Here is a 17,637-nt window from a genome sequence, read left to right on the forward strand (position 1 = left end):
GACCGGTTTTACGAAGCCATGTTTCTTATGAAAATTAGTCTTCGATGGTGATACCCATGCTGCGGGCAGTACCTTCGACCATACGCATAGCGGACTCAACGTCTGCTGCATTCAGGTCAGGCATTTTTGTTTCTGCGATTTGACGTACCGCATCACGTTTAACAGTAGCAACTTTTTTCTTGTTCGGTTCGCCGGATCCTTTTTCAACTTTAGCTGCCACTTTCAACAGAACTGCTGCTGGTGGAGTTTTAGTGATGAAAGTAAAGGAACGGTCCTCGAATACAGAAATTTCAACTGGAATAATCAATCCCGCTTGATCAGCTGTACGAGCGTTGAATTCTTTACAGAATGCCATGATGTTGACACCTGCTTGACCCAAAGCCGGACCTACTGGTGGTGCTGGGTTTGCTTTACCTGCTGGAATCTGCAGTTTTACCATTTTAATAACTTTTTTCGCCATGATTGACACCTCCTTGCAAAATAGTGGTTAACGGGTTTTTCAACCCTCCCACAAGAAACTTGAAGAAATTATATCTTCTCCACTTGCGTATATTCCAACTCAAGCGGTGTTTCCCGTCCAAACATGTTCACGTGCACTTTCAACTTGCTTTTATCTACCAAAATTTCTTCCACGGAGCCTACGAAATTCGCAAAAGGACCGACTTTAATACGTACGGATTCCTTAATTTCGAACTCAATTTTCGGCTTAGGCTCAACCATACCCATGTGCTTCAGAATTTGTTCCACTTCTTCAGGCAACAATGCAGTTGGTTTGGACCCAGAACCTGTCGAACCGACAAATCCTGTAACACCTGGTGTGTTGCGAACAACATACCAAGAATCATCCGTCTGTACCATTTCCACCAAGACATAACCGGGATAAACTTTACGCATAACGGTCTTTTTCTTACCGTCCTTGTTTACCACTTCTTCTTCCATAGGAACAAGAACGCGGAATATCTTGTCTTCCATGCCCATAGACTCTACGCGTTTTTCCAAATTGGCTTTGACCTTGTTCTCATACCCTGAATAGGTATGAACGACGTACCATCTTTTTTCCATATCAAGCCACCGGAACCCTTCTTAAATAATCGCTTCGATCACAAAGGAGATGCCAATGTCAATGACCCAAAAAAACAGCGTCATAACCACAACAGTACCAAGTACGATCAATGTGTAGTTGGTCAGCTCTTTACGATTAGGCCAGCGAACTTTTTTAAGTTCAGCCCAGCTTTCTGAGAAAAAGGAAATCAGAGATTTGAAACTTCGTTTCACGCCGACACCTCCAAAAACTATCTGGTTTCGCGATGAGAAGTCTGCTCGTTACAAAACTTGCAAAATTTCTTCATCTCCATGCGGTCGGGGTGATTACGCTTGTTTTTTGTCGTAGTGTAATTTCTTTGTTTGCAGTTAGTACAAGCCAAAGTAATAATTACCCGCATGATGTACACCTCCCGAAGACTTCCACATTCAAGCAGAGTCTCTAAATTGATCCTGAAAAAAAAGCCATAAATTTAGGCCTACCTAAAACACTTTATCACAAGGGTATAACCATGTCAATGAAAGAATAGCCTTTCATTCATTGGGTATTACTTCCGTACAACGTACATTCGTTTCTCATCTCTGTTTTTCTCTTCTCCTGCATGGACCGAGCGATTACTAGTATAAACATTCTTAGATTTTATAAACTTGAGACACTAAAAAAAGACTCAAACACCGAGCCTTTTCCGTCAACGACAACATGTGTTTAATTATCTCGAACTTCCAGGTACTTTTCAAGTTTGCGCTTGACGCGCTGAAGTGCATTATCAATGGACTTCACATGTCTGTCCAAATCTACTGCAATCTCTTGATAAGATCTCCCGTCCAGATACAACATCAATACTTTACGTTCCAGATCACTCAGAATCTCGGACATTTTATCTTCCAGGCCCACAAACTCTTCCTGATTGATGATAAGTTCTTCCGGATCACTGACCTGAGTTCCACAAATCACATCGAGTAACGTACGATCAGACTCTTCGTCATAAATAGGCTTGTCCAGAGATACATAAGAATTAAGTGGAATATGTTTCTGACGTGTTGCTGTCTTAATCGCCGTGATGATCTGTCTTGTAATACACAGTTCGGCAAAAGCCTTGAACGAAGCCAGCTTGTCCCCTTTGAAATCTCGAATGGATTTGTAGAGGCCAATCATTCCTTCTTGAATAATATCTTCCCGGTCTGCCCCAATCAGAAAATAAGATCTTGCCTTGGCGCGTACAAAGTTACGATATTTGTTAATCAAAAACTCTAACGCTTCGCTTTCGCCTTCACGGAAAGCTTCGACAATGTCTTCGTCACTTTGGTAATCATACTTGGATAACATGATATCTTTGAGGTCGACACTCACAGACAATCCCTCCGGCTGCAACGCAAGGTACCCCGTTACTCTACTCTATGAAATATAGGATCAGTATATATGATGGTACCTCACACCGTCAACCACGCTCTGCCTAAAAAAGAACATCAATAACATAAATGTCAAGACTTTCAATATTCTAAAATTTGTAAAAACGTGCTGTTATTCCCGGCGCCATCGCTCAAACTCTTTTAATACATCGGGACTCAACTTGCCCCCGAGTGTGTTACGCGTGGTCTTCGCCTGATCTTCTTCCAGTCGTTTTTTTAATTCTTTTTCGTTCTGCTCAACTTCAATTAGCAACTCCCTCGCAGATACACGTAACGCTCCCTGTCCAAATATGACATGTTGCTCTACCATATCGCTCGTAGCCACATAGATTTGGCGTCTTCGCATGCTTAGTTCCCGAACGAGTCTCTCAATGCATTCGTCTGCCGTCTCTTTTTCCTTTGTAAAATAGATCTGCACTTTGCTCTGAGTAAAGGATTTACCGAGTCCAGGCACGAGGTAGGCGTCAAACACAACAATGACTCGACGGCCGGAGAAAGCCTGGTAATCTGCAAGACGAAAGAGAAGCCTGTTTCGCGCTTCTTCCAGCCCACTTTCCGCCAGTTTGGTTAATTCCGGCCAGTCGCCAATCATGTTGTACCCGTCTACAAGAAGCACATCACGGGAATCAGCCATACCTTCTATTCCTGCGCTTGACGCGAACGGAGCACTTCATACATGACAACCCCGGCTGCCACGGAAGCATTCAGGGAATTAATCTGACCTTGCATTGGTAATTTGATCAGCACATCGCATTTCTCACGAATAAGCCGTCCCATTCCCTTGTTCTCATTTCCGATTACCAATGCCACAGGGCCAGTAAAGACTCCATTACCAAAGACACCTTCATGAGCCGTGACATCTGTCCCTACAACCCATACACCTTCCTCTTTGAGGCGATCGATGGTCTGTCCAAGATTACTTACACGAGCCACTGGCACGTACTCCACAGCGCCTGCTGATGTTTTGGATACTGTCACGGTTACCGCAGCCGAGCGACGTTTGGGTACAATGACGCCATGCGCACCCGTGCAGTCCGCTGTCCGCAAAATGGACCCCAGGTTATGCGGATCTTCAATCTCATCCAGCAGAATCAGGAAAGGATGCTCATTCTTCGCTTTTGCTGCGGCAAGAATGTCTTCTACCTCCACATAAGCGTAAGGTGCCGCTTGAGCAACTACCCCCTGATGCTGAATGCCTGGTACCGTTTGATCCAGCTTACGCTTGTCCACGTGTTGAATGACAATACCTAGTTTTTTAGCTTCCGAGATAATAGGTTGAGTCAGATGTTTCTGTGCTGTATCGGCAATCCATATTTTATTAATGGTCCGGCCTGAACGCAGCGCCTCCGTCACGGAGTGTTTACCGGCGATCCATTCTTCTTCCATCGTTGTTCGATCCTCTCTGTAATGCGTTGTTTTGTTGAAATTTCTATTTTTTTGTCGGTGATGGCGATTGTTGTTCCGCGTGCTCAATGCCATGCCCGATCAGTTCAATCATGCGATCATGATGACCACTGCTATAGAGGTAACCAATGAGACATTCAAAAGCCGTGGCATGTCTGTACTCCAGCACATCTGCATTTTTGGGTACACTGCCCGACTTGGCATTCCGCCCTTGCCGGACGATATCCCGTTCTTCCTCTGTCAGCTCAGCCTCAATCGTTGTAAGTATGCGGCTCTGTGCCTTCGCTGATACCAACCCGGTTGCACTACGGTGCAAATGATTGGGACGCATGTTGGCCTTCGACAACAGATATTGACGAACAGCTACCTCATATACCGCATCACCAATATAGGCCAGCGCAATAGGTGGAATCAACCTCGCAGGTCTGGAAGGAGGATACGGGAACCATCCTCCCTCTGTGACCTGCTCCTGTTGTTTTGGTGTATTTGGATGTCCTTCGCTCATTTGCGCCGCCATCTCATGCCCTGCGCCGTATCTTCAAGTAGAATGCCACGTGCAGACAATTCATCGCGAATTTCATCCGCTCTTGCCCAGTTTTTGGACTTGCGCGCTTCTACACGCTCTTCAATCAGACGTTCTACTTCCTCGTCCAGAAGTTCTGGCTCTGCGTCAGTATAAATGCGCAGCACAGCATTCAATTCACTGAACAACTCGAGGAGTGCGCGAATGTCTGCCGCATTAACTACCTCTTGCTGCAACAGTTGGTTGGCTTCCCCTGCCCACTCAAACATAGCAGTAATTGCATCAGGCGTATTGAAATCATCCTGCATCTTCTCGTGATACTGCTGACGAATTTGGTCGAGTCTTGCCGCAAACTCTGCTGTGATATCCTGATCAACCGTTACTGCATTCAGACGATGGTTCAGGTTACCTACCGCATTCGCAATCCGGTCCACACTGTTCTGTGCCTGCTCCATCGTATCATCCGTGAAGTTCAATGGGTTGCGATAGTGGGTAGACAACATGAAATAACGAATCGCTTCGCGTTTATATTGATTCCGCAAGTCTTTAACCAGAACACCATTACCGAGTGATTTTGACATCTTCTCGTTATCAATCCGGATGAATCCATTATGCATCCAGTAGTTCGCAAGTGGTTTACCTGTTAATACCTCGGATTGGGCGCATTCGCACTCATGGTGCGGGAACTGCAAATCCTGTCCACCCCCGTGAATGTCCAGTGTATCTCCAAGGTATTCCCTAGCCATGGCGGAGCACTCAATATGCCAGCCTGGTCGACCATCCCCCCAAGGACTGGACCAATAGATCTCCCCTGGTTTGGCAGCCTTCCAGAGCACAAAATCTTCGGGATGCTCTTTGCGCTCATCCACACCCACACGGATTCCAAATTGCAGCTCCTGCAGGTTTTGTTTCGAAAGTTTGCCATATTCGCTGAATTTGCCTGTACGATAATAGACGTCACCGCCATTTTCATACGCAAATCCTTTTTCAACCAGCTCACGGATAAAATCAATGATCAGCGACATGTTTTCCGTTACTCTCGGATTGCTGCTCGCCTTGGGAATACCCAATCCCTCAAGGTCTTTATAATAGGCAGCAATAAATTTCTCAGCTACATGAGGAACATCTGTTCCAAGTTGTTCTGCTTTGCGAATCAGCTTATCATCCACATCCGTGAAGTTCACCACATAGTTCACATCATGTCCTGTCTGTTCCAGGTATCCTCGAACTGTGTCGAAAAAGATAACCGGGCGTGCATTCCCGATATGAATGTAGTCATATACCGTTGGTCCGCAGACATACATTTTTACTTTCCCTGGCTCTTGGGGAACAAATTCCTCTTTGGTACGACTCATCGTATTATAAATCTGAAGCGTCATGGTCACTTATCCTTTCATCCTATACTGCCTTTATTTATTGTATCACGTATCACGCACAGTCTCATTTTCACGGGCATTCTGCAGTGTACGTACTTCTTTCTGCAATCGTTCGAGTTCTTTTTGCATACTGCGCAGGGAGTCAACGACCGGATCGGGCAATTGCTGACTAAGGCGATCTACCCGTCGACCATCCTGTTTGACAATTCTGCCCGGTATACCTACCACGGTACTATTGGAAGGGACCTCCTTAAGCACAACGGAGTTCGCACCAATGTTACATTGATCCCCCACGCTAAATGAACCCAGCACCTTGGCTCCGGATGAGATAACCACATTATTACCAATGGTCGGATGTCTCTTCCCTTTTTCTTTCCCTGTTCCGCCCAAGGTAACCCCCTGATAGATAACGACATCATCGCCAATCTCACATGTTTCTCCAATAACGACGCCCATTCCATGGTCAATAAACAACCGATTTCCGATCGTAGCTCCAGGATGTATCTCGATTCCTGTCATAAACCGGCTAACCTGCGAAATGAACCTGGCAACCGAGAACCATCTTCTCTTGTATAAAAAATGAGCCATTCGGTGTGCCCATATCGCATGCAGCCCTGAGTAGGTGAATACCACCTCAAACCAACCTCGGGCCGCCGGATCGTTTTCAAACACCGCCTGGATATCTGATCTGATCTTCTTGAACATGCTCGTTCCCCTCTTGTTCAGGTTCCCGTCCTCCGGCTTACCGGACGGCGCGTTCCTTGGTAGTGTACTGCACACTCGCCTAAACAAAAAAAACGCCCCTGCAGCATTTAGCTGCAGAGGCGTTTATCGCGGTCCCACTCTGCTCGGTCCATTCTTAGATAGAATGAGCCCTCAAGCGGTTTGGTAACGGAAACCAATCGTCACAACCTATCCTAACGTTTTCCCTTGTCATGATCAACAAGGGCGGGGCTGGATTCGGCTGTGCAGCTCACGGGTGCATTTCGACTGATGGACAGTGGATGGCTCACAGCCACCGCAACCAAAGAAATCTTTCTTTGCTGCGGGACCATCCTCTCTGAATCTGTCCGGGTCAGTCTACTCCTCCCGATCTTTGCTGTTCTATTAGATAAATCATATCAATTATTCGTTGTGTTGTTATTATAGCGAAAAGGCCTCAGACTGACAACAGCCTGCTACGTAACCCATCCATTATAAGACTGTATTCAGATTCCAAATAAACGGAATGTCCTCGAATAAGCTTATTTTACTTGTGCAAGCAAACGTTCGATCACCGTATCACGACCCAGAAGTACGATCGTTTGGTTCAAATCCCGTCCATGCGTCTGTCCAGTCAAGGCTACACGAATTGGCATAAAGAGCTGTTTGCCCTTAAAGCCGGTTTCTTTCTGTACTTCCTTGATCAATGCAGCCATTTTGCTTGGAGTAAACTCTTCGCTCGCCTGTACTTTATCCGCAAATGCCTTCAGTACGGTTGGCACCTGCTCCTCAGTAAGCACTGCTTCTCCTTCACTTTCAAGCTCCAGATTGGAACGGAAGAATACTTCCGACAATTCGACAATATCGGAGGCAGAATTCATCTGCTCCTGGTACAGGTGTACCAGTGTATAAGCCCATTCTTTTTGTTCAGCAGACAGCTCGGAAGAAATACGTCCAGCCTTTTGCAGATGCGGAATAGCCATTTCGGCAATACGTTCCGGATCAGCATGTTTGATATAGTGGTTGTTCAAGTGAGCCAGCTTGTGTGTATCAAATACCGCCGGGCTCTTGGACAGACGTTTCGTATCAAAAATGGAGATCAGCTGCTCTTGCGAAAAGATTTCTTCTTCACCTTCCGGCGACCAGCCGAGTAAGGAAATAAAGTTAAACATCGCTTCAGGCAAATAGCCGAGCTGATCATATTGCTCAATAAACTGAATAACGGATTCATCCCGTTTACTCAACTTCTTGTGATTTTCATTCACGATCAGCGTCATATGACCGAATTGCGGCGGCTCCCAGCCGAGCGCTTCATAGATCATCAGTTGACGCGGCGTGTTCGAGATGTGATCTTCCCCACGCAGGACGTGGGAGATCTTCATCAAGTGATCATCCACAGCAACAGCATAGTTGTACGTGGGAATGCCGTCTTTTTTCACAATGACGAAGTCACCGGATTCCTTGCTGTTGAACGAGATTGTGCCTTTAACCATATCATCAAACGTATATGTGCGCTCTTCCGGCACACGGAAACGTATACTCGCTACGCGGCCTTCCGCTTCAAACGCACTAATTTGCTCTGGAGTCAGGTCACGGTGTTTGCCCGAATAACGCGGTGTTTCTCCACGTGCTGACTGTTCCTCGCGCTCTTGCTCCAATTCTTCCTCCGTGCAGAAGCAACGGTAAGCCAGACCTTTATCCAGCAATTCCTGCGTATATTTACGATAGAGGTCCAGACGTTCCGTTTGACGGTATGGTCCGTATTCTCCGCCCACGTCAATACTTTCGTCCCACTCAATTCCGAGCCATTTCAGGTATTTCAGTTGGCTTTCTTCACCACCGGCAATATTCCGTTTCACGTCCGTATCTTCAATACGAATAATGAATTTACCGTTATTATGTTTGGCATATAGATAGTTAAACAACGCCGTACGGGCATTCCCGATATGCAGGTGTCCCGTTGGGCTCGGCGCGTAACGCACACGAATTTCCGTGCTCATATGATCCCCTCCGTCGCTAATTGATTGATGATATCACACACGTATAAGACAAACAACGGATTGAGCGGCAATGCCCTCTCCCCGTCCTGGGAATCCCAGTTGCTCTGTCGTTGTTGCTTTCACGTTCACCTGCGTTACATCCGCTTCCAGTGCCTTGGCAATAACCTCAGCCATCTGTGGGATGTAAGGAGCCATCTTTGGCTTCTGGGCAATAATCGTTGAATCAATATTCCCTAGCTTATACCCGCGATCTTTCACAATCTGCCATACATGCTCCAGCAATTTCAGGCTGTCGGCATCTTTGAATTCCGGATCGGTATCCGGGAAGTGTTTGCCAATATCCCCAAGTGCCAGCGCACCCAAAATGGCATCACTAATCGCGTGCAACAGCACGTCTGCGTCCGAGTGACCCAGCAGTCCTTTTTCATAAGGAATCGTTACTCCGCCAATAATGCACGGGCGTCCCTCTACCAGCTGATGTACATCAAATCCCTGTCCTACACGTATCATCGCTTCTTCTCTCCCCCCAGCAAAAACGCAGCATATTGCAAATCTTCCGGCGTTGTTAATTTGATATTGGTATAATTGCCTTCCACAACCTTGACCGACATTCCCTGACGTTCAGCCAGCATGGCATCATCTGTTCCCAGAAATCCATCCTGATCGGCTGATGCGTAGGCGGAGAGCAGGGAAGAAAGACGAAAAGCCTGCGGGGTTTGAATGCTCCACAGACTGCTGCGGTCTGGTGTCGCCGTAACGACTCCTTCCGCATTCACTTGTTTGATCGTATCCTTCACGGGAACCGCCAGCACAGCTGCTCCACCACCGGATATGGCGGCCGCCATGCATCCCTTGATCTGCTCATGGTTCACAAAAGGACGTACCCCGTCGTGAACGAGAACCCAATCCGTCCCAAGTGCCTCAAGGCCTTTATGGACAGAATGTTGTCTCTCTTTCCCTCCGGGGATAACACGGACACGTGAATCCAGTTGGTATTCTTTTACCCAATCCTGGCAGCGTTCAACATCTGCGGCTCCTGTGACAAGCACCATCTCGCGGATCTCGTCCAGCGCAGCAAATACCTCAAGCGTATGTATGAAAACGGGCTTGTCCTGCAGCAACAGAAACTGTTTGCTCTCGGTCGTCCCCATCCGGGTTCCGCGACCTGCTGCCACAATGACAACGCCCCACCCTTTATCCATGCCGCAATCCCTGCCTTGTCTGTCAGTTTATCGTCCGAAGATATACAATATCATTCAACGATACACTACCCATCATACCGCTTTATTGGGCTTTTTCCAACAGTTTCGGCTTGGCAAAAATCATTCGTCCCGCTGAAGTCTGCAACACACTGGTCACCAGCACTTCCATCATCATGCCGATATACTCGCGTCCGCCCTCCACAACGATCATAGTGCCATCATCCAGATAGGCTACACCTTGACCATGCTCCTTGCCATCCTTGATGATCTGCACCATGATCTCCTCACCTGGCAGAACAACTGGCTTAACCGCATTGGCGAGATCATTAATGTTCAACACAGATACACCTTGGAGTTCACACACTTTGTTCAGGTTAAAGTCATTGGTGACCACTTTGCCCTGAAGCACTTTAGCCAGTTTAACCAGTTTGCTGTCCACCTCGGAGATTTCCTCGAAATCCCCCTCATAGATCAGGACTTTTACATCAAGTTCCTTCTGGATTTTGTTCAAAATGTCCAGTCCACGCCGTCCTCTGTTCCGCTTGAGCAGATCCGATGAATCGGCAATATGCTGTAACTCCTCCAGAACGAATTCCGGAATTACGATCGTGCCTTCAATGAATCCGGTTTTGCATATATCAGCGATACGCCCATCGATAATAACACTGGTATCCAGAATCTTATGTTCTTCCATCCGTCTATCCTCGTCCACCTCGGGATGACCCCATCGCCCAGACATCCAGAAGGCCCCCAGATCGTCTTTCTTCGCCATGGCAAGGGTATAACCGGAATAAGCACTAATCACCGTCAGCGCCACTTGCAGCACTTCTCCTGCCGTCCCCATCCATCCCACAACAGGGTAGAGCAACAAGGCCACCAGCAACCCAGCCACCGTACCTGCGGCACCTGCAGCCAGTTCGTTCATAGGTACTTTTGCCAATGAATCGATTCCACTATGCAGCCTGTCTGCCATCAATGTTCCACCGATATTACATACAGCCATAAACATTACAGCTCCCAGCAGTGTCGATATACCAGCTCCCAGTAATCCTGCTGACTGAATCCACTCCGCCATCCATGGGACCGATTTTCCTGCCAGATGATATGCCGTGTAGCCGAACCATGCACCGCACAATCCTGTAAAAGTTAAAATGCCTTTTTTCCACATTAGTCCCTGCACCTCCTTCAATGTATCTTGACTTTATATCCAGTATGATCCAATTCCTGAATTGCTAATCCCATCTGGAAGAACTTTTTGGAAATGTTGCAATCGTCAGTTGAAAGTAGGTAAATTATTGGCATATAATGAATTCAATTCATATCCCGAGGTGAGTGGCAAAATGAGTACGCTAAGTTTACAGGCTTTCCAGGATCAAGTTTCTGAACTGTTGCTGCGTCATCGCAGCCTGATTGATGTACTTTCCAAAACGGGACAAGCCGGAGCGTCTGTTAACCGTGCCGTGTCCAAAGCCATTACCGAATGCGGCTGCATCGAGCTGCACGCCACCAAGCAGAAATATGCCCCGGAGAGCGATATCGCTCAAACCAAGGGCCTGCTGGAAACGCATGTGGAAGGTGAGTTGTGTGAGAACTGCAGAGAGGTCATCAGCTCTGAACTAGGGCGGAACCTGTTCTACATGTCGGCTCTCTGCAACCTGCTGGACATTAACATGGAAGAGGTCGTAAATCACGAATCACAGAAGTGTTCAACGTTAGGGATGTTTAATCTGTCGTAAGAAGATATGTATGTCGTCCGCAAGGGTTTCTTTTACCGTAAATAGATCTGAATAAACAAAAAGCACGCATTCTCCAGTTCAGGAGAGTACGTGCTTTTTTAGTATAGTGTCTGTCCCCAAGGCGACTTAACGATCGGAAGGACGGGAAGATTTCTCATCCTTGCGCTTTTTCGCCCGACTACGTGAGGCCGCCGTTCGCACATTATGCTTCATTCCATACAGGGCGTATAATACCAGCGGAATAAAGATCAATTTGGATAACTGCTCCGGGAAAATAACGGCTACGGCTATGGCAAATAACACAACCCATGGTGCAATCCAGATTGCCTTGCGTGGCAAACCGACCTTTTTGAAATTGGGATATTTAAGCGAACTCACCATCAGATACGATAACAGCAATGTAGCAATCATCATGCTAACCGGACCAATATCCTTATTGAACAAGGACAGTGTAGCCAGCACCCCACCGGCTGCGGGAATCGGCAGACCTGTGAAATACCCGGGAATTCCCGGACGAACATTAAACCGAGCAAGACGAATGGCTCCACAGATCGGAAAAGCCGCTGTTGCGATCCAGGCGAGAATCGGCATCGAATCTTGAAACGACACCATAAATATGATCAGGGCTGGTGCTGCACCAAAGGAAACCATGTCAGACAAGGAATCCAGTTCCTTACCGAATTCACTTTGAGCATTAAGTGCACGTGCCACTCGGCCATCCAGACCATCCAGTAGCATCGCTACAATGACCATTATGGCAGCCAAACTGTAATTTCCATCAATCGCAAGCAAAATTGCCATCATTCCAAGAAACAGATTACCCAGGGTAAAGAGATTCGGAATGAATCTGGTTAGCATCGTTGTTTCACCTCATCCATTTCAAGCCTTTATATAGGCAAACCCTTACATCTGTCTGTCGATAAACATCTGCTCCTGCAAACGTTTGAGGCCTTCCTTAATGGTCCGGGCACGAACTTCACCAATACCGTCCACTTCGTCCAGTTCTTCAATTGTAGCCATAATCACATGAGGCAATTGTTCGAATTGATCCACCAAATTATGGATAATGACATTGGGCAGGCGGGGGATCTTATTTAATACCCGGAATCCACGAGGGGCAACCGAATCCTCAGAAGTAGCCGCTGATGATGGATAGCCGAGCAGACGGACAATATGATGTGCATCCAGCAACTCATCGTCCGACAATCTTTTCAGTCCCACGATAATTTCACGGATTTTGTCATCACTGTCGTCACGGGCATAGTCTTTATACAATAACCAGGCTTCTTCTTCCGTTGTACCCACGAGCTCTTCCATTTGCATGGAAATGAGTCGTCCCTCATTCCCAAGTTCATGAATGTATCGTTTGATTTCCGTTTTGATCCGCATCACCATTTCGGTACGCTGAATCACATTAACCACTTCAGGAATCGTTACTAATTCCTCAAATTCCGAAGCACTCAGATTCGTAAGGGACTGTGTTAATACCGCTTTGTATTTCTCCAGGGTTTGAATCGCTTGATTCGCTTTGGTCAAAATAACCCCGATTTCCTTGAGGGAATAACGAAGTGTTCCCTGATACAAGGTAATGATATTCCGTCGCTGTGATATGGATACGACCAATTTACCCGTTTGCTTCGCTACACGCTCTGCCGTCCGGTGACGAATCCCCGTCTCTGATGAAGAGATAGATGAATCCGGGATTAACTGGGTATTGGCGTAAAGAATACGCTTCAAATCCTCGCTAAGAATAATGGCTCCATCCATCTTGGCGAGTTCATACAGATAGTTCGGGGAGAAATCACAGTTAATCGAGAATCCCCCATCCACCACTTCCATTACTTCAGGGCTGTATCCTACAACAAGCAGTGCGCCCGTCTTGGCGCGCAGCACATTTTCCAGACCTTCGCGGAAAGGTGTACCTGGTGCGATCAGCCTTAACAACTCATTCATATTATCCAGTTGGCTCATATCTTTCATCTTGTTATGCCCCCTAATCTAAAGCAACCGCTAGTGCATCTGCCACGGTATTCACACCGATCAGTTGTATCCCGCGAGGATGTTTCCAGCCCTTTAAGCTTTTTTCTGGTAAAATGACTCGCTTGAAGCCCAGCTTTGCGGCTTCCTTCACTCGTTGTTCGGCCCGTGATACGGCTCGAACCTCACCTGTCAGACCAATCTCGCCAAAGATGACGTCATCCGGCTTGGTCGGTACATCTCTCAAACTGGATGCAATACTGACAGCAACAGCCAAATCTACAGCAGGCTCATCCAACCGTACTCCACCAGCCACGTTCAGATACGCATCCTGGGTCTGTAAAAACATGCCCATTCTTTTCTCCAGCACTGCAATGATCAGATTTAGTCGATGCAGATCTACCCCTGTTGCCATACGGCGGGGAGAAGGGAAATGTGTGGTCGAGATCAACGCCTGCAATTCCACGAGCAGAGGGCGTGTACCCTCCATACTGGCAACTACCGTTGAACCTGCTACACCCAGTGGACGTTCCGACAAAAAGAGTTCGGACGGATTGCCCACCTCACGAAGTCCATCCTCGCCCATTTCAAAAATGCCAATCTCATTGGTTGAACCAAAACGGTTCTTCACCGCACGCAGCAGGCGATACGTATGATGCCGTTCTCCTTCAAAATAAAGCACGCAATCCACCATATGTTCTAACATACGTGGACCGGCAATGGCACCTTCTTTGGTAACATGCCCCACAAGAACCGTTGCAATGCCTCTGCCTTTGGCAATCCGCATGAACCTTGACGTACATTCCCTTACCTGCGCTACACTACCTGGCGCACTGGTAACTTCGGGAAGATATACCGTCTGAATGGAGTCGATGACCAGAAAATGCGGCTGGATCTGATCCACCGCTTCCTCTACACGTTCCATATTGGTTTCACACAGTACATACAACTCGGCAGAGAGTGCCCCGAGACGGTCTGCCCGCAATTTGGTTTGCTTGACTGATTCCTCACCGGAAACATATAACACACGCAAACCCGAGTGCGTCAAAGCATGGGACGTCTGCAACATCAACGTTGATTTACCAATACCCGGATCTCCGCCCACCAGAACGAGTGAACCCGGAACGATTCCGCCACCCAATACCCGGTTCAACTCTCCGATTCCAGTCTGTACACGCGGTTCCTGACCGCTATCTATATCTATGATAGGAAGCGGTTTATCTTTACTGTCAAACAGAGGAGAATTTCTCCCTTGTGTTTTGACCACCGTCTCTGTTTCTTCCACCATTGAATTCCATGACTGACAACCCGGACACTTACCGTACCACTTGGGGGCTTCATAGCCGCATTCCGTACATTGAAACTTGGTTTTAACTTTGGCCACTTCAGCACTCCTATAATTTAGTTTTATAACAGCATTTTGCATTATTCGACGAATTTCACCCAAACTTCCTGACGTGCAGGGTTACTAAAAGTTTACCATTGTTTGAGATTTTTCGTAAAGGATTATCGCAAACTTTACACATGTTCCTAACATAATCATGTCCGTCTTCTGTCCAAAGTGCAAAAAATCCTCCCCGGCCGAAGCCGAGAAGGATTTGATTAAGGATTATGGATCAATACAAGCTGAAGTTTAACTTCAAAGCTTGCTAAATATTATTTGGTTTCGATTTCCTCATTGGACGGAACGACCACGTCTTTTTTCGTAACAGACAGTGCACCATTCTCTTCGTCGATGAGCAATGAATCCCCTTTGGTTACGTTACCTGTGAGCAACTCTTCGGACAATTTGTCCTCGATATGCTTCTGGATCGCCCGACGAAGCGGACGCGCACCGTAAGCTGGATCAAAGCCTGACTTCGCAAGGAAAGACTTGGCATTATCAGTGAGTTCGAAATCGACCTCATGTTCGAGCAGTCGTTTACGAAGTTCTTCACTCATAAGCGTAACAATTTCAGCAATGTGTTTTTCTTCGAGTGAGTGGAACACGATAATTTCATCAATCCGGTTAAGGAACTCTGGACGGAAGCTTTTCTTCAACTCATCCATCACTTTCCCCTTCATGTTGTCATAATCTGCTCCTGCATCTACAACTGCAGTGAAGCCCAGTGTAGAGTTACGTTTGATCGCTTCGGCACCCACGTTGGATGTCAAGATAATCAGCGTATTGCGGAAGTCAACGACGCGACCTTTGGAATCCGTCAGTCGACCATCCTCAAGCACTTGTAACAAGATATTGAATACTTCTGGATGTGCTTTCTCGATTTCATCGAGCAGGACTACGGAATATGGTTTGCGACGAACTTTCTCTGTCAGCTGGCCACCTTCTTCGTACCCAACATATCCTGGAGGCGCTCCGACAAGTCGGGAAGTCGAGTGTTTCTCACCATACTCGGACATATCAATCCGGATTACTGCATTTTCATCGCCGAACATCGCTTCAGCCAGAGCACGAGCAAGTTCTGTTTTACCTACCCCTGTAGGGCCGAGGAAAATGAATGAACCCATCGGACGTTTTGGATCTTTAAGTCCTGCACGAGCACGACGAACCGCACGGCTGACAGACTTCACTGCCTCATCCTGACCGATGACACGTTCATGTAGAATAGACTCCAGATTCATCAGACGCTGTGTCTCTTCTTCTTTCAGTTGGTTCACAGGAATTCCGGTCCAGCTGGCTACCACTTGTGCGATATCCTCAGGAGTAACCTCGGAATCGGTGCGACCTTGTTTCTCTTTCCACTGGTTCTTCGTTACATCCAGCTCTTCACGGATTTTTTGTTCCGTATCACGCAGAGCTGCTGCTTTTTCGAACTCCTGACTTTGAACTGCAGCGTCTTTTTCCTTACGGATATCTTCCAGACGGCTTTCCAGTTGTTTCAGGTTTGGTGGGATCGTGTAAGAGTTCAATCTTACTTTGGAACCCGCTTCATCAATCAGGTCAATCGCTTTATCCGGCAGGAAACGGTCTGTAATGTAACGATCAGACAGTTTAACCGCCTGCACAATTGCTTCGTCCGTGATTTTCACGCGGTGATGCGCCTCATAACGGTCACGCAAGCCGTGCAAGATTTGAATCGCTTCTTCCGGAGAAGGCTGATCTACAGTAATCGGTTGGAAACGACGCTCAAGCGCTGCATCCTTCTCGATGTATTTACGATATTCATCCAGTGTTGTCGCACCGATACATTGCAATTCTCCACGGGCCAGAGCCGGTTTCAAAATGTTAGAAGCATCGATTGCGCCTTCAGCTCCGCCTGCGCCAATCAAGGTATGCAATTCGTCGATAAACAGGACAATGTTACCTGCTTGGCGGATCTCATCCATGATTTTTTTCAGACGATCTTCAAACTCACCACGATATTTGGTTCCAGCAACTACAGAACCCATATCCAGAGTCATTACACGTTTGTCGCGTAATGTTTCCGGAATCTCATTTGCGATGATTTTTTGTGCAAGGCCTTCAGCAATCGCTGTTTTACCTACACCTGGCTCACCGATCAATACCGGGTTGTTCTTCGTACGACGGCTGAGCACTTGGATGACACGTTCAATTTCTTTACTACGCCCAATGACGGGGTCCAGGTTGTTCTCTCTCGCATAAGCCGTGAGGTCACGTGCCAGACTGTCCAGCGTTGGTGTGCTTACATTGGCAGGTGTTCCATTATGACTGGATACAGCTTCACTGCTGCCAAGCAATTGCAACACTTGTTGACGTGCTTTGTTCAGGCTAATTCCCAGGTTATTGAGCACACGTGCTGCAACACCCTCGCCTTCACGAATCAATCCGAGCAGGATATGCTCTGTGCCTACATAAGTGTGGCCCAATTTACGAGCTTCATCCATAGACAGTTCAATTACTTTTTTCGCACGTGGCGTATATGCAATGTTGGTAGGTTGCTCTTGGCCACGGCCAATCAGCGTTTCTACTTCATCCTGAATTTTTTCTAATCCGAGTCCCAGGCCGATCAGTGCTTTGGCTGCGATGCCTTCGCCTTCACGAATGAGGCCGAGCAAAATATGCTCAGTACCGATGTTATTATGACCGAGACGGACAGCTTCTTCCTGCGCGAGTGCGAGCACCTTTTGGGCCCGTTCCGTAAATCTTCCAAACATCATATCTCCTGCACCTCCATGGTTTTGGATAAAACGAGGTCATGTAATGAAATAACCGTCGTATTCTTCATATCATTTTTGTTTGCAGCCGTGCTGCGAATAAAGTCATTTGGCATTTGTACATGCCTTATTATATAAAAGCCGCAATGC

19 protein-coding genes are annotated in these 17,637 nt (G+C 47.2%); 1 reads left to right on the forward strand and 18 read right to left on the reverse strand.

Annotated features, from left to right (window positions below; genetic code table 11):
* Positions 1-34: 34 nt before the first annotated feature.
* From rplK to MHB43_RS28830, 14 genes are all read right to left on the reverse strand, one after another.
* On the reverse strand, positions 35-460 hold the full coding sequence (rplK, locus tag MHB43_RS28765) for a 50S ribosomal protein L11 (RefSeq protein WP_017692062.1): 426 nt from the start codon (positions 458-460) through the stop codon (positions 35-37).
* Positions 461-528: 68 nt separating this feature from the next.
* Positions 529-1,062 (reverse strand): transcription termination/antitermination protein NusG, encoded by a 534-nt coding sequence (gene nusG, locus MHB43_RS28770; protein WP_145336484.1) that lies wholly within the window; start codon positions 1,060-1,062, stop codon positions 529-531.
* Between the two features lie 21 nt (positions 1,063-1,083).
* The gene (gene secE, locus MHB43_RS28775; RefSeq protein ID WP_017692060.1) at positions 1,084-1,275 is read right to left on the reverse strand and encodes a preprotein translocase subunit SecE; all 192 of its coding nucleotides are present in this window, start codon (positions 1,273-1,275) and stop codon (positions 1,084-1,086) included.
* 17 nt (positions 1,276-1,292) lie between these two features.
* Positions 1,293-1,442 (reverse strand): 50S ribosomal protein L33, encoded by a 150-nt coding sequence (gene rpmG, locus MHB43_RS28780; RefSeq protein WP_072735843.1) that lies wholly within the window; start codon positions 1,440-1,442, stop codon positions 1,293-1,295.
* A gap of 305 nt (positions 1,443-1,747) precedes the next feature.
* Positions 1,748-2,392, reverse strand: a complete 645-nt coding sequence (gene sigH, locus MHB43_RS28785) for an RNA polymerase sporulation sigma factor SigH (RefSeq protein ID WP_017692059.1) — start codon at positions 2,390-2,392, stop codon at positions 1,748-1,750.
* Positions 2,393-2,563: 171 nt separating this feature from the next.
* Positions 2,564-3,085, reverse strand: coding sequence for an NYN domain-containing protein (locus MHB43_RS28790; protein WP_036607162.1), 522 nt, complete (start codon positions 3,083-3,085; stop codon positions 2,564-2,566).
* Between the two features lie 5 nt (positions 3,086-3,090).
* Complete coding sequence (gene rlmB, locus MHB43_RS28795) at positions 3,091-3,837, reverse strand: 23S rRNA (guanosine(2251)-2'-O)-methyltransferase RlmB (RefSeq protein ID WP_017692057.1); 747 nt, start codon at positions 3,835-3,837, stop codon at positions 3,091-3,093.
* 43 nt (positions 3,838-3,880) lie between these two features.
* Complete coding sequence (locus tag MHB43_RS28800) at positions 3,881-4,360, reverse strand: Mini-ribonuclease 3 (RefSeq protein WP_076334124.1); 480 nt, start codon at positions 4,358-4,360, stop codon at positions 3,881-3,883.
* Entirely contained in the window at positions 4,357-5,757 is a 1,401-nt protein-coding gene (gene cysS, locus MHB43_RS28805) for a cysteine--tRNA ligase (protein WP_405130872.1), read from the reverse strand. Before cysS ends, MHB43_RS28800 begins: the two co-directional genes overlap by 4 nt.
* Before the next feature lie 42 nt (positions 5,758-5,799).
* A complete protein-coding gene (cysE, locus tag MHB43_RS28810; RefSeq protein WP_221825254.1) occupies positions 5,800-6,459 on the reverse strand; it encodes a serine O-acetyltransferase in 660 nt (219 codons plus the stop codon).
* A 539-nt stretch (positions 6,460-6,998) separates the two neighbouring features.
* On the reverse strand, positions 6,999-8,456 hold the full coding sequence (gltX, locus tag MHB43_RS28815) for a glutamate--tRNA ligase (protein WP_405130873.1): 1,458 nt from the start codon (positions 8,454-8,456) through the stop codon (positions 6,999-7,001).
* Between the two features lie 33 nt (positions 8,457-8,489).
* Positions 8,490-8,966: a 2-C-methyl-D-erythritol 2,4-cyclodiphosphate synthase gene (gene ispF, locus MHB43_RS28820; RefSeq protein ID WP_405130874.1), complete on the reverse strand. Its 477-nt coding sequence runs from the start codon at positions 8,964-8,966 to the stop codon at positions 8,490-8,492.
* Positions 8,963-9,658: a 2-C-methyl-D-erythritol 4-phosphate cytidylyltransferase gene (gene ispD, locus MHB43_RS28825; protein ID WP_405130875.1), complete on the reverse strand. Its 696-nt coding sequence runs from the start codon at positions 9,656-9,658 to the stop codon at positions 8,963-8,965. The genes ispF and ispD overlap by 4 nt, the downstream gene beginning before the upstream one ends.
* Positions 9,659-9,740: 82 nt before the next feature.
* Positions 9,741-10,826 carry a PIN/TRAM domain-containing protein gene (locus tag MHB43_RS28830; protein WP_047841132.1) on the reverse strand — a complete coding sequence of 362 codons (1,086 nt, stop codon included), beginning with the start codon at positions 10,824-10,826 and terminating at the stop codon, positions 9,741-9,743.
* 172 nt (positions 10,827-10,998) lie between these two features.
* On the opposite strand from MHB43_RS28830, the gene MHB43_RS28835 reads away from it, so the two are divergent.
* Entirely contained in the window at positions 10,999-11,394 is a 396-nt protein-coding gene (locus MHB43_RS28835; protein WP_017692049.1) for a hypothetical protein, read from the forward strand.
* A 126-nt stretch (positions 11,395-11,520) separates the two neighbouring features.
* On the opposite strand, the gene pssA is transcribed toward MHB43_RS28835, so the two are convergent.
* The 4 genes from pssA to MHB43_RS28855 form a co-directional block, all read right to left on the reverse strand.
* Positions 11,521-12,252, reverse strand: a complete 732-nt coding sequence (gene pssA, locus MHB43_RS28840) for a CDP-diacylglycerol--serine O-phosphatidyltransferase (protein WP_017692048.1) — start codon at positions 12,250-12,252, stop codon at positions 11,521-11,523.
* Positions 12,253-12,297: 45 nt separating this feature from the next.
* Positions 12,298-13,374 (reverse strand): DNA integrity scanning diadenylate cyclase DisA, encoded by a 1,077-nt coding sequence (gene disA / locus MHB43_RS28845; protein ID WP_047841130.1) that lies wholly within the window; start codon positions 13,372-13,374, stop codon positions 12,298-12,300.
* 13 nt (positions 13,375-13,387) lie between these two features.
* Positions 13,388-14,755 carry a DNA repair protein RadA gene (gene radA, locus MHB43_RS28850; protein WP_036671578.1) on the reverse strand — a complete coding sequence of 456 codons (1,368 nt, stop codon included), beginning with the start codon at positions 14,753-14,755 and terminating at the stop codon, positions 13,388-13,390.
* A gap of 272 nt (positions 14,756-15,027) precedes the next feature.
* Positions 15,028-17,490 (reverse strand): ATP-dependent Clp protease ATP-binding subunit, encoded by a 2,463-nt coding sequence (locus MHB43_RS28855; protein ID WP_036607223.1) that lies wholly within the window; start codon positions 17,488-17,490, stop codon positions 15,028-15,030.
* Positions 17,491-17,637 lie beyond the last annotated feature (147 nt).

This window comes from Paenibacillus sp. FSL H8-0317 (assembly GCF_045040685.1).
Classification (GTDB): Bacteria; Bacillota; Bacilli; order Paenibacillales; family Paenibacillaceae; genus Paenibacillus.

Excerpts from the sequence above, each read along its gene's own strand:
- MHB43_RS28790 (WP_036607162.1), bottom strand. The coding sequence starts at position 3,085 with ATGGCTGATTCCCGTGATGTGCTTCTTGTAGACGGGTACAACATGATT.
- MHB43_RS28800 (WP_076334124.1), bottom strand. The coding sequence starts at position 4,360 with ATGAGCGAAGGACATCCAAATACACCAAAACAACAGGAGCAGGTCACA.
- rplK (WP_017692062.1), bottom strand. The coding sequence starts at position 460 with ATGGCGAAAAAAGTTATTAAAATGGTAAAACTGCAGATTCCAGCAGGT.
- gltX (WP_405130873.1), bottom strand. The coding sequence starts at position 8,456 with ATGAGCACGGAAATTCGTGTGCGTTACGCGCCGAGCCCAACGGGACAC.
- MHB43_RS28830 (WP_047841132.1), bottom strand. The coding sequence starts at position 10,826 with ATGTGGAAAAAAGGCATTTTAACTTTTACAGGATTGTGCGGTGCATGG.
- MHB43_RS28855 (WP_036607223.1), bottom strand. The coding sequence starts at position 17,490 with ATGATGTTTGGAAGATTTACGGAACGGGCCCAAAAGGTGCTCGCACTC.
- pssA (WP_017692048.1), bottom strand. The coding sequence starts at position 12,252 with ATGCTAACCAGATTCATTCCGAATCTCTTTACCCTGGGTAATCTGTTT.
- nusG (WP_145336484.1), bottom strand. The coding sequence starts at position 1,062 with ATGGAAAAAAGATGGTACGTCGTTCATACCTATTCAGGGTATGAGAAC.
- disA (WP_047841130.1), bottom strand. The coding sequence starts at position 13,374 with ATGAAAGATATGAGCCAACTGGATAATATGAATGAGTTGTTAAGGCTG.
- rlmB (WP_017692057.1), bottom strand. The coding sequence starts at position 3,837 with ATGGAAGAAGAATGGATCGCCGGTAAACACTCCGTGACGGAGGCGCTG.
- cysS (WP_405130872.1), bottom strand. The coding sequence starts at position 5,757 with ATGACGCTTCAGATTTATAATACGATGAGTCGTACCAAAGAGGAATTT.
- ispD (WP_405130875.1), bottom strand. The coding sequence starts at position 9,658 with ATGGATAAAGGGTGGGGCGTTGTCATTGTGGCAGCAGGTCGCGGAACC.
- cysE (WP_221825254.1), bottom strand. The coding sequence starts at position 6,459 with ATGTTCAAGAAGATCAGATCAGATATCCAGGCGGTGTTTGAAAACGAT.
- ispF (WP_405130874.1), bottom strand. The coding sequence starts at position 8,966 with ATGATACGTGTAGGACAGGGATTTGATGTACATCAGCTGGTAGAGGGA.
- rpmG (WP_072735843.1), bottom strand. The coding sequence starts at position 1,442 with ATGCGGGTAATTATTACTTTGGCTTGTACTAACTGCAAACAAAGAAAT.
- MHB43_RS28835 (WP_017692049.1), top strand. The coding sequence starts at position 10,999 with ATGAGTACGCTAAGTTTACAGGCTTTCCAGGATCAAGTTTCTGAACTG.